Here is an 11,641-nt window from a genome sequence, read left to right as displayed (position 1 = left end):
AACCCGCCGGAGCGTTAAACTCCGGCGGGTTTTCAAACCGAGCGACAGGAACCATCAGTTCCCGTATTTGCCCCAAACGAACTTGCTCGACAGGGCGAAGTTCCACACCGCCGCCAGCACAATGCCCACCAGCACCGCAATCACATCATTGATATGCATACGCTTCAAGGCCGCCGTGGCGCCAATGTTGGTCAACAGGCCCAGCGAGCAGGTGACCGCAAAGTTCAGCCAGCCGCGCAGCAAAGGCCCCAGCCCGCGCAGACGCTTGTCGGCATAGGTCAGTTCATTGTTCAGCACGAAGTTGAACGTCATCGCCACCAAAGCGGCAATCGTATTGGCAATGTTGAAAGTCGTCTCATCGCTCGACCAATGGCCATAGACGAAACGCTCGCCCAGCACGACCGATAGCATCAGCCACAGCATGGCAAATTGCACCACCACGCCCATGGCCCCCACCGTGCCGAACAGGGCAAAGCGGGTAGGGATGATGCGGCCAAGCCACTTGTCATAAAGGCCAATCAGAAATTCAAACACAACCGTCCGATCAAGCTTGCTTTCGCCTTCGGCACGCGCGGCGAAATCGAGGGGGAATTCCTTGACCCGCAATGGCGTATCCACCGTGGCCAGAATGTCGAGCAGGATTTTGAAACCCACACCCGAAAGACGATCCGCATCGCCCCGCAAAATGGCGGTGGGCAGCATGAAATAGCCGCTCATCGGGTCGGACAGATCGACGCCGGTCACCTTGCGGGCGATCTTGTTGGCCAGGCCGCTGGCCTTCACGCGGTCGGGGCGGCCCCATGCCTCGGTGCTGGCCCCTTCGGCAAAGCGGCTGGCATAGGCCAGATCATAGTCGCCGCTGTTGATCGCGGCCAACATGCCGGGCAACAGCTTGGGATCATGCTGGTGATCGGCATCCATCACCGCCACCACCGGCGCGGCGGTGGCGCACATGCCCTCAATCGCGGCGCTGGCCAGACCACGGCGGCCAATGCGCTGGATGCAGCGAATGCGCGGGTCTTCCAGGCTGATGGCGCGGGCCTCGTCCGAGGTGCCATCGCGGCTGTTATCGTCGACAATGATCGCCTCCCAGGCGATCCCTTGCAACGCATTATCGAGTCGTTCCACCAGACGGCGCAGGTTCTTGCGCTCGTTCAACGTGGGCAGCACAATGGCAAGTTCTAGGGTTTTTTCCATAATCTCAAACTGTTCCAGAGCCAGCGTAACGCAGGTGCCCCAAGCCTTATATCCGCCAGCAAAACTGTCGCATCCGTGGGATGGCCGCGCCTTGCACAGAAACTTTGGTCAAATCGTGGCAAGACCGGCCGCATTCGGCCAAGAATAAGGCCGCCCGCACCCATTGGCGAAGGCGGCCTTAACCCTGCATGACAAAAATGTCGGCTTAAAGGCGCGCCAGCACCGCGTCGCCGATTTCGCTGGTCGAGGCATTGCCGCCCAGATCGCCGCCGCGAATGCCATCGGCCAAAGCCTTGGCCACCGCCGCCTCGATCCGGTCCGCCTGTTCACCCAGACCCAGCGAGTGGCGCAGCAACATCGCCGCCGACAGGATGGTGGCCATCGGATTGGCCTTGTTTTGCCCTGCAATGTCGGGGGCCGAACCATGGATCGGCTCATACAGACCCACCGTGCCATATTCGGTCTGGCGCGTGCCCAACGAGGCCGAGGCCAGCAGGCCGATCGAACCCACGCACATGCTGGCCTGATCCGACAGGATATCGCCAAACAGATTGCCGGTGACAATCACGTCAAACTGGCCGGGCGACTTCACCAGCTGCATCGCGGCATTGTCGACATACATGTGGGAGAGTTCCACATCGGGATATTCGGCCGAAACCTCGATCACCACATCGCGCCACAGCTGGCTGGTTTCCAGCACATTGGCCTTGTCCACGCTGCACAGCTTTCCGCCGCGCTTTTGCGCTGCCTTGAAACCTTCATGCGCGATGCGGCGCACTTCGTCCTCGGCATAGGACATCATGTCCCAGCCCTGACGGCGGCCATCCTCTGTCTTGCGCATGCCCTTTTCGCCGAAATAAACATCGCCGTTCAGCTCGCGCACGATCAACAGGTCAATCGCGCTGGCCACTTCCGGACGCAAAGCCGAAAAGCCTTCCATGCCCGCAAACAGCTTGGCCGGACGCAGATTGGCAAACAGGCTCAAGGCCTTGCGCAGGCCCAGAATGGCCTGTTCGGGGCGCAAAGCGCGTTCCAGATGGTCGCAGGAAAAATCGCCCACCGCGCCAAACAGGATGCCGTCCACATTGCGGGCAATCTCCAGCGTGGCTTCGGGCAAGGGATGGCCATGCTTGTAATAGGCCGCGCCGCCCACATCGCCTTCCACCATTTCCAGCCCGTCAATCGCCAGCGCGTTCAACACGCGCACGGCCTGTGCCGTCACTTCGGGACCGATGCCGTCACCGGCGAAAACCGCAATCTTCATGGGTCAAACCTCTTGTTCAAGCCGCCATACGCCCCAGACGGTGGCGCAATATCTCGCGCGCCCCCATAACATCGCCGCGCCGATCGGCAAGCAGATAGCGCGATAGCGCCATGCCGATCCGGTCAAAACGCGCCAGAACCTCGCCCCAATCGCCGCCATCCAGCCAGCGCTGGCCATCCGCGCCCGCGCCAAACCGCTCACCATAGCCCAATTCGCGCAGCACCAAGGCCTCAAAGGCCAGCAAGGCAGGCGCCCATCCGCGCGCCGAGGGCGCATGGCAAACCGCCTCCAGCAAAGCCTCCAACGCGTGATGGATGGCCGGATAGGGCTGCCTTTCGGGCAGGACACTTGCGCAAAAACTGGTAACCCAGCCAATGGCGGCGGCAGGCAAAGGCTCGCTCAGGAAAGGCGCGCGGCTGATGGCCAGTTCCACCCGCGCGGCGGGCAGCTGGCTGGGGGTGCGGGCGCGCAGATCGGCCATCACCGCATTGCCGGGGATCAAAACGGGCCGCATCTCGCGCCCGCGCCCGCCCGAGACATAGCCTGCCAACATGCCATGCGCCTCGCTCATCATCCGCACGATCATCCCCACCTCGCCATGGGCACGCGCGGAACAGATGATGGCGGAGGAGCGAATTTGCATCCCGCCCCAATGCCCTGCGCGTTTGGTTACGACAAGAGGCCCACCTGTTCAGCTTTCCGCAAGCTTGGCCTCTGCATCGCCACCCAAGGGTTGCGACATCAACGGATTCATTAAAGGGCGACGCTGATGCGCAAGATTATGACGGGAATTCTGACAGGGATTCTGGCCGCCACACTGCTGGCCGGTACGGCCCATGCCCAGATGGGCGGCATGGGTGGCGGTATGGGCGGAATGGGCGGCGGTATGGGCGGCGGCGGCGGCATGGGCGGCCCCGGTGGCGGCGGCGGACGCGGCGGCCCGCCCGAAGGCGGCGAAGGCCCATCCGGCCCGCGCGCGCCCAAGACCATGAAACCCATCGCCCGCAAGCAATTTGACGAAGCCGTCACCGCCATGTTCCGCCTTGTCGACACCAACAAGGATGGCATCGTCACGCTGGCCGAATTCGAAGGCGTGGTGAATGCCCGCCGCATGGCCGTGATCCACAACCGCTTCACCCGCATCGACGCCAACCATGACGGCCGCATCGACGAGGCCGAATTTGCCGCATGGCAGGGCGCGAAAGGCTCCGCCGCGCAGATGGAACAGAGCTTTGACGCGGTGGGCGAGATCATCCCCGATTCGGTCGGCCCCGTGCTGGGCGACAAGGAACGCGACATGGCGCTGGCCATGGCGATCGAGCCATTCAACGCGGTGGTGATCGCCAAGGCCAATCTCAATTACGACGCCGGCGTCAGTCTGGAAGAATTGCTGGCCTATGAAGGCGCGCGTTTCGACAAGGCCGACGCCAACCACGACACCTATCTGGTGCGCGAGGAACTGGATGGCCTGCGTGGTGAGCCCAAGGGTGGGCCGATGGGTGGTCGCGGGCCGGAAGGCAGGCCGCCGGAAGGGCGCATGGCCGGAGGCCCGCCGCCGCAGGATTAACCATCCTGAACTATAAATTCCCCAAGAATTCAGAGCCCCGCCCTCACCGGCGGGGCTTTTTCATGAATGCGCAATGAACCGTCCCGCGAAGAGACAGCTCATTTTACCCATTTGCAAATCATGACATAACAAAATATCCAAACTTCATCAGCCGCTTTATCTCAACTCCCCATGAAATGCAGATTTATAGTTAATATATAAAATAAGTCTGCAGCATAAATATAACCGGAGACAATGCCATGAAGAAGTTCGCTATTGCCATCGCCGCCGCAGCAACCTTGTTCGGCGCCAATGCCGCACAGGCGGCGACTACGCTTTGGGACAATGGCGGGCCTGCAGCCGCCAGCAATTGGTGCAGTTCTTCGGGCTATTCTTGCGGTGGCCTGGGCTGGAACATCTACGACGATTTCAGCCTGACGGCAGCTTCAACCATCTCCGGCTTTACCTACAATTCCTATTACTACTCCGGATCCTACAACAGCACCAATTGGTCGATCTGGGCGTCCAATCCGGTCACCAGTTTCGCCGCAGGCCCGCTGTTCTCGGGCAATAGCATTGGCACCAACACGGCAACCGGTAGCAGAACCGCGCTGACCACGGTCACCGGCCTCAACATCTCGCTTGCATCCGGCACCTATTGGCTTGGCATCCAGAACAACGCCAATGGCGGCTTGACCTCTTACATCACCTCGGGCCAAACTTTGCTCAACCGCGCCTCGCAATCCACGAATAGCGGCATCTTCTACAACCCCAGCATCTCTGACGCTGCATTTACCATTCAGGGCAGCCTGACCAGCGCGGTTGCCGCCGTCCCCGAACCGGCCACTTGGGCGCTGATGATTCTGGGCTTTGGCGTGGTGGCCCATGCCATGCGCCGCGCCAAGGCACAGGCCAAGGCGCAGTCGCGCGGCGATCTGGCGCTGGCCTAAAGACTGCCCTTGGGGCGCCGATGCGTTTCGGCGCCCCATCTTGACAAATAGAACCATATCGGTTAACAATCCGCCATCCGCTGCGCTGAACGCGTCAGATGCATCGGTGTTTCAGGTCGGCCTTGCGGGCTGGTCCACGCGGATTGTGACGCCACAGTCGTAGGCCAACGCATCGCCAATATGGTTCTAGCGCCGGTGCCGCCGCCCATTAGGGCCACGCACCGACAGGATCGCGCGGTTCTTGCGAGCCCGCCCGCCCGATCCGCGCCAAGGCCACAGGGTCGAGCCGGGCTGTTTGCCAAGCCTTTACCCGGCCGGTCGCACGCGAAGGCAGCCCTCCGCGCCCAGACAGGCGCCCGTAAGGCCGACCTGATTTTTCAGTCATAGTTCGATGATATGCCCAAACTCTGACGCCAGAGCGCGCCCCAGCCTGCCCGATGAACAAGCCTGCCCAAAAGAAAAGGGCGCCCAAACCGAGCGCCCCTTCCCCAAAATCCTGCCCAACCGGCTTATTCGCCCGACTTGGCCTCCAGCGCGGCCAGACGGGCCTTCAGATCTTCCACCTCTTCGCGAGCCTTGGTGGCCAAAGCCTTCACCGCGTCAAATTCCTCGCGGCTCACAAAATCCAGCCCGCCAAAGGCTTCACGGAAACGTTCACGCGCCGCATCGCGCGCCTCACGCGTGGCACCGGCAAAAGTGCCCGCCGCGCTGTTCATCATCTTGACGAAATCGGCGATGAAAGGGTTGTCGCTCTGCATTGGTGATGCTCCATATCTATGGCGCAAAGCCCACCAAAGGCCACAGCGCCAATCACGCCGCCTAAATGGCCCTGCGACACGCGAACTGCAAGAGGGCCTTGTTTACAATTGCACCCGCACCACCGGCACATCGCCGGCCACACCATCGGCCGCAGGGTTGAGCGTCAGAAACTGCCAATTGAGCACCGAGGCGAACAGGATCCACGCCATATAGGGCACCAGCAACCATGCCGCCCAAGGCCGCACCCGCGCAAACACCACCATCACCAGCAACAGGCTGAGCGCCATCACCGCAATATCGGCCAGCGCCCAGGTCATTTGATGCGCCCCGAAAAACAGCGGCGACCATGCCAGATTGGCCAGCAGATGCAGCCCGAACAGCCCCACCGCCAGCCCGCGCGCCCTTGCACCGCGCGCGGTAATCACCATGGCCAGCGACACGCCCATCAGCACATAAAGCAAGGTCCACACGATCGGAAAGGCAATCGCGGGCGGATAGATCTCCGGCTTGATCAAGGACGAGAACCACGGATTGCTCTCGCCGCTAAAGCTGAAACGGGCGGAGATGAAGCCCAACAGGTTGATCCCCGGCACGGTCACCAAAGCCCATCGGGCAAGCGCGGCGCGCAATTGGCTGGGCGAGGCTATTTCGGTCATGCCTAAAAAGGATCCTGTCGCGAACATCGTTTCAGCCTGAATCTAGCGGGGAATGAGGAGGAAGCGAAACCTTATCTTGCAATCTGTGAAATTATGGAGGGGACGGGCAAGCCCATCCACAAAGCCGCGCGAACCAAGTCTATTTCCGTATAACAGGCAATTCAGGAGAAATGCGTAATTACCCCCTCAAAACCCCCGCCGCGCCGCGATCAGGAACTCGACATTGCCCTCTGGTCCGGTGATCGGGCTAGGCTCGATGCCATCGACGATAAAGCCCAAGCCTTCCACCCAAGCCTTGACCTCGCCACAGACGCGTTCATGCAGCGCCGGATCGCGCACCACCCCGCCCTTGCCCACTTCGGCGCGGGTCACTTCAAATTGCGGCTTGATCAGCGCAACCAGGCGGCACTGCGGCGCGGCCAAGGCCAGCGGCACTTCAAGAACTTTGGACAGGCCGATGAAGCTGGCATCGCACACCACCCAAGTGCAAGGCGCGGTAATATGGTCGGGCGTCAGGATACGGGCACTGGTCTGTTCCAGCACGGTCACGCGCGGGTCCTGCCGTAATTTCCACGCCAATTGGTTGGTGCCCGAATCCACCGCGAACACATGCGCCGCGCCATGGGTCAGCAGGACATCGGTAAAGCCGCCGGTCGAGCTGCCAATATCCATCGCGGTCACACCTTGCGGGTCCAGCCCGAAATGGGCGATGGCATGGGCCAGCTTGATCCCGCCACGGCTGACCCATGGATGATCGCGCCCCCGCGTTTCCAGCGGGGCATCGGCGGGCAAGGTCTGGCCCGACTTGGCAATCTTGGTCTCACCGCTGAACACCAGCCCCGCCAGCACCAAAGCCTGCGCCCGCGCGCGGCTCTCGGCCAGCCCGCGTTCCACCAGCATTTGATCGACGCGGATTTTTTTAGCGGGACGGGGTTTCGGGTCGGTCATCGAGAGTACTCTATCGCAGGGTTGCTTAGACGGGGGCCTCATTCCATAGGGAAGCGATGAAGGCAAATCCGCAAAGCTCGCTCCTGCTGCTCACCCTGACGCTGGCCGCTTGCACGGTGCCGCCCGCAGCCCCGCCCGCCCCCGCTCCGGTGGTGGCCGCTCCGCGCCCTGCCCCGCCGCCCGTGGCCCAGCCGCTGGACTGGCAAAGCGCGCCCGTGGCCGAGGGGCATTGGCAGCTGGACACTGGACATAGGCCCGCGCAGGCCCGCTTTGCCGCGCCTTCCCAGCAACTAACCGCACAATGCAGCAGCGATCACCGCTTTGTGCAGATCACCCTGCATGCCAGCCACAGCGCCCCGCTTACCCCCACTTTGGCCATTACCACCAGTCGCGGCCAGCGCGTGCTGGATGCCAGCCTGCTGGAAGGGAGCCGCCTGCTGGTGAACCTGCCGGTGGGTGAAAAGTTGCTGGACGCCATCGCCTTTTCACGCGGGCGCTGGATGGTGGAAGTGCCCGGCCTTGCGCCCCTGATCCTGCCCGCTACGCCCGAATTTGGCCGCGTGGTCGATGATTGCCGCCAAAGCGGGGGCAAATAGCACCGCCAAGGAGGCGAAAAGCGCCCCTGCGAATCAGGCCTTCACCGGCAAAATTGTGGATAAGGACCGGCGGCCATCCGGCGCGTAATCTGCCCCGCCACAGCAGGCCCGAAACATCGGGATTCGACGCGCCCAAGCCCCCTTGAAGGCCGCGAGTGTGACAGCAAAATTTTTGCGATCAAGTCTTGTTGTGCTTTCAAAAATGGGGAACCTTCCGTTCTAGGGAATGGGTGAAAGCGTCGCCCGCCCCGTCGTTCAGATCTTGCCATGCAGGGTTGGTCCGCTGCCGGCAGGAGACGTGCGGCTCCCTATGGCTCTAAGCGCGAAAGGAGGTGATCCGATGTCTCATGGTTCAGCAGAGAGGTCGGCATTGCGCATCGCGGAGCATTATCGCTAAAAAGTGGACGTTTAAGCGATAGAGGCTCTACGGGCGGCACTTTCCGGCCGCTGACCATGCGAAAGCCTGCGCTGATCCTTTACAGGGTTACGCGCAGGCTTTCTCTTTTGGGGGTAGGCTCTTTAGGGGGCACGCTCTTTTGCGGGTAACGCTGATCCCCGCCGCGCTATGCGCAAAATGGCTCACGCAAACATCTGGACCGGCCGATCAAATTGCCGCAAGAAGCCGGCGTAGCCCGCGCCGCTGCACCTGCGGGGCGCGTTTTTAAATTACATTTAGGTTGAACTGCGCGCAACTTTCGTTCAAAGGGCTCGCATCCAACCCCAAGGAGTCGAATCCCATGGCGACCATCGCCGAAGCCCCGCTTTCCTTCGCCAGCCTGCCCCACCCCGCCCCGACACCGGCGGATGTGCGCGCCAGCATTCTGGCCAACCCCGGCTTTGGCACGCAATTTACCGATCACATGGTGGTGATCGAATGGACCGAGGGACAGGGCTGGCACGATGCCACCTTGGGCCCGCGCGGCCCTATCGCGCTCGATCCGGCCGCCAGCGTGCTGCATTATGCGCAGGAGATCTTTGAAGGCTTGAAGGCCTATGCCCATGCCGATGGCTCGGTGGCCCTGTTCCGCCCCGAAGCCAATGCGCAGCGCTTCAACGCCAGCGCACAGCGTCTGGCCATGCCCGAATTGCCGGAGGAATTGTTCGTCGAGGCGGTGAAGCGCCTGGTGCTGGCCGACCGCGAGTGGATCCCCGCACAGGAAGGCGCCTCGCTCTACCTGCGCCCCTTCATGATCGCCACCGAGGCGTTTCTGGGCGTGCGCGCGGCCAAGCAGTATAAGTTCATCGTCATCGCCAGCCCCGCAGGCAATTATTTCAAGAGCGGCGCCCCCGCCGTGTCGATCTGGGTTTCGGACTATACTCGCGCGGCGCCGGGCGGCACGGGCGCGGCCAAATGCGGCGGCAATTATGCGGCCAGTCTGGTGCCCACCGCCGAAGCCTTTGCACGCGGCCATGATCAGGTGCTGTTCCTTGACGCGGCAGAGCATAAATGGGTCGAAGAACTGGGCGGCATGAACCTGTTCTTCGGCTTTGAGGATGGCAGCCTGCTGACCCCGCCGCTGGCCGGTACGATCCTGCCCGGCATCACCCGCGCCAGCCTGATCCAATTGGCCCGCGAGGAAGGCCTGACCGTGCGCGAGGAACGCTATAGCATCGACCAGTGGCGCGAGGATGCCGCCTCGGGCCGCCTGCTGGAAACTTTCGCTTGCGGCACGGCCGCGGTGGTGACGCCGGTGGGCAAGGTCGCCTCGCCCGATGGCAGCAGCTTTACTATCGGCAGCGGCGGCCCCGGCCAGACCACGGCCAAGCTGAAGGACCGTCTGGTGGCCATCCAGCGCGGTCAGGCGCCCGATCCGCATGGCTGGGTGGTGAAGATCGCCTGAGCCTTGGGCAAAACGTAAAACGGGAAAAGGGGGCCGCAACGCCCCCTTTTTTTGTTCATGCCCCTGTCCACCCTGCGGGCAAGCAAAGCTTTGTTGCCCTTGGCCAACACATTCTTGTGCCCCGCGACTGGCAGCAAAGGCTGCCCCACCCTATCTTTCTGCTTGCCCTCCCCCGCTGATGCGCCAAAATAGGATGCATCACATACAATCTGTATGGACCCCATGAGAGCAGGAGCCGAAAGATGACCGACACCTATACCCCGCCCGCCATATGGACATGGGACAAGGCCAATGGCGGCCAGTTCGCCAATATCAACCGCCCCACCGCCGGTGCCCAGCGCGAAGTGGCGCTGCCCGTGGGCGAACATGCTTTCCAGCTCTATTCGCTGGCCACGCCCAATGGGCAAAAAGTGACGATCATGTTCGAGGAACTGCTGGCCGCCGGTTTCAGCGAAGCCGAATATGACGCATGGTTTATCGACATTGGCGCGGGCGATCAGTTCGGTTCGGGTTTTGTCGACATCAACCCCAATTCCAAAATCCCCGCCCTGCTCGACCGCAGCGGAGCCGAGCCGGTGCGCGTGTTTGAATCGGGCGCGATCCTGATGCATCTGGCCGAAAAATTCGGCGCCTTCCTGCCCGCCAGCGGCCCCGCCCGCACCGAAACCATCAGTTGGCTGATGTGGCAAATGGGCAGCGCGCCCTTCATGGGCGGCGGCTTTGGCCATTTCTATCACTATGCGCCGGTGAAGATCGAATATGCCATCAACCGCTATGCGATGGAAACCAAGCGCCTGTTCGACGTGGCCAACAACCGTCTGGCGCAAAGCCGTTTCCTGGGCGGGGAGGATTATTCCATCGCCGATATCGCCGCCTATACATGGATGGGCAATCTCTATCGCGGCGAGGCCTATGGCGAAGCCAAGGCTTTCCTGACGCTGGATGAATATGAGCATGTGGGCCGCTGGGTGGGCGAGATTGACGCGCGTCCGGCGGTCAAGCGTGGCCGTCTGGTCAACAATCGCAAGGGCCTGATCGAGCGCCATAGCGCCGAGGATTTCGCCACTCTGCCGCCCGAATTGCTGGGCGATGTGGTACGCGGCTTCTAAGGCCTTTGCCCAAGGGGGCGGAAAATTGAGGCTTTATGCAAATTGCCTCTTTTCATCCGCCCCCAATCGGGCTAAGCGCCTCCTCCCGACCGGAAGGTTGGCGGCGAGACAATCGCCATGCTGGGGCGTAGCCAAGCGGTAAGGCAGCGGTTTTTGGTACCGCCATGCGGAGGTTCGAATCCTCCCGCCCCAGCCATTTCCTTATTATCGTTGAAAATCAATTTGATAGACGAAAATCCCCAGTCCGTGTGTGACCGGTCTGTGTCACTGTCACAACCGCGAAAAACCGGCTGCTTATCGCCGAATTAGATGCAACCTAGTTAGGAGCAAAGTCCCACGCCTTGCAGGCGAAGCAGCGCTTTGCCGCGCCGTTTTGTAAGCCCCAGTTTGAGCGCGATTCGCATCAACCTGACTACCGGGTGTTGAGTTGCGCTGAGAATTGACCCGGGAGGGGCGTAAATTTTCACTGAGAATTGACCCATGCTTTCCTCGCCTCCGGCTGACAGTCGGGAGGCATCGGAGTGATCGACATGGACCTACTCAGTGTGATCCGCCGCTGGCACTTTCGCCAAGGCATTCCCATTCGCGAGATCAAGCTGCGTACCGGCTTGTCGCGCAACACGATCCGCAAATATCTTCGCGCCGACGCGGTAGAGCCGGTGTTCAAAGTGCCAGATCGACCAAGTAAGCTGGACCCGTTTGCCGAGAAACTGACAGGTTGGCTACGGGTGGAGGCGGGCAAATCGCGCAAGCAGAAGCGGACAGCCAAGCAGCT

The 11,641-nt window shown here is 61.7% G+C and carries 11 protein-coding genes, 1 tRNA gene and 1 pseudogene; 7 read left to right on the top strand and 6 right to left on the bottom strand.

Annotated features, from left to right (window positions below; translation table 11 throughout):
* Window positions 1–54: 54 nt before the first annotated feature.
* The 3 genes from EOE18_RS13385 to recO form a co-directional block, all read right to left on the bottom strand.
* Window positions 55–1,197: a glycosyltransferase gene (locus EOE18_RS13385; protein ID WP_127710359.1), complete on the bottom strand. Its 1,143-nt coding sequence runs from the start codon at window positions 1,195–1,197 to the stop codon at window positions 55–57.
* Between the two features lie 205 nt (window positions 1,198–1,402).
* Entirely contained in the window at window positions 1,403–2,461 is a 1,059-nt protein-coding gene (gene leuB, locus EOE18_RS13380; RefSeq protein WP_127710357.1) for a 3-isopropylmalate dehydrogenase, read from the bottom strand.
* Window positions 2,462–2,477: 16 nt separating this feature from the next.
* The gene (gene recO, locus EOE18_RS13375) at window positions 2,478–3,104 is read right to left on the bottom strand and encodes a DNA repair protein RecO (RefSeq protein ID WP_127710355.1); all 627 of its coding nucleotides are present in this window, start codon (window positions 3,102–3,104) and stop codon (window positions 2,478–2,480) included.
* Between the two features lie 126 nt (window positions 3,105–3,230).
* On the opposite strand from recO, the gene EOE18_RS13370 reads away from it, so the two are divergent.
* Both EOE18_RS13370 and EOE18_RS13365 read left to right on the top strand, forming a co-directional pair.
* A complete protein-coding gene (locus EOE18_RS13370; protein WP_127710353.1) occupies window positions 3,231–4,028 on the top strand; it encodes an EF-hand domain-containing protein in 798 nt (265 codons plus the stop codon).
* A 239-nt stretch (window positions 4,029–4,267) separates the two neighbouring features.
* A complete protein-coding gene (locus tag EOE18_RS13365; RefSeq protein ID WP_127710351.1) occupies window positions 4,268–4,957 on the top strand; it encodes a PEPxxWA-CTERM sorting domain-containing protein in 690 nt (229 codons plus the stop codon).
* Between the two features lie 509 nt (window positions 4,958–5,466).
* On the opposite strand, the gene EOE18_RS13360 is transcribed toward EOE18_RS13365, so the two are convergent.
* The 3 genes from EOE18_RS13360 to EOE18_RS13350 form a co-directional block, all read right to left on the bottom strand.
* On the bottom strand, window positions 5,467–5,715 hold the full coding sequence (locus EOE18_RS13360) for an accessory factor UbiK family protein (RefSeq protein ID WP_127710349.1): 249 nt from the start codon (window positions 5,713–5,715) through the stop codon (window positions 5,467–5,469).
* 102 nt (window positions 5,716–5,817) lie between these two features.
* Window positions 5,818–6,372, bottom strand: a complete 555-nt coding sequence (locus tag EOE18_RS13355) for a TspO/MBR family protein (RefSeq protein ID WP_127710347.1) — start codon at window positions 6,370–6,372, stop codon at window positions 5,818–5,820.
* 186 nt (window positions 6,373–6,558) lie between these two features.
* A complete protein-coding gene (locus EOE18_RS13350; RefSeq protein WP_181953056.1) occupies window positions 6,559–7,320 on the bottom strand; it encodes a TlyA family RNA methyltransferase in 762 nt (253 codons plus the stop codon).
* Between the two features lie 56 nt (window positions 7,321–7,376).
* Between EOE18_RS13350 and EOE18_RS13345 the strand changes: the two genes are divergently transcribed.
* From EOE18_RS13345 to EOE18_RS13325, 5 genes and pseudogenes are all read left to right on the top strand, one after another.
* On the top strand, window positions 7,377–7,916 hold the full coding sequence (locus EOE18_RS13345) for a hypothetical protein (protein WP_127710343.1): 540 nt from the start codon (window positions 7,377–7,379) through the stop codon (window positions 7,914–7,916).
* A gap of 737 nt (window positions 7,917–8,653) precedes the next feature.
* Window positions 8,654–9,757 carry a branched-chain amino acid aminotransferase gene (locus tag EOE18_RS13340; RefSeq protein WP_127710341.1) on the top strand — a complete coding sequence of 368 codons (1,104 nt, stop codon included), beginning with the start codon at window positions 8,654–8,656 and terminating at the stop codon, window positions 9,755–9,757.
* A 242-nt stretch (window positions 9,758–9,999) separates the two neighbouring features.
* Window positions 10,000–10,866 carry a glutathione-dependent disulfide-bond oxidoreductase gene (gene yghU, locus EOE18_RS13335; RefSeq protein ID WP_127710339.1) on the top strand — a complete coding sequence of 289 codons (867 nt, stop codon included), beginning with the start codon at window positions 10,000–10,002 and terminating at the stop codon, window positions 10,864–10,866.
* Window positions 10,867–10,987: 121 nt separating this feature from the next.
* Window positions 10,988–11,062, top strand: a tRNA-Gln gene (locus tag EOE18_RS13330).
* Window positions 11,063–11,396: 334 nt separating this feature from the next.
* Window positions 11,397–11,641 (top strand): annotated as a pseudogene (locus tag EOE18_RS13325) (IS21 family transposase); the annotation flags it as partial.

The sequence above is a fragment of the Novosphingobium umbonatum genome, from assembly GCF_004005905.1.
In the GTDB taxonomy this organism is placed as follows: Bacteria; Pseudomonadota; Alphaproteobacteria; order Sphingomonadales; family Sphingomonadaceae; genus Novosphingobium; species Novosphingobium umbonatum.
This window is presented reverse-complemented; position numbering and strand designations above follow the sequence as displayed.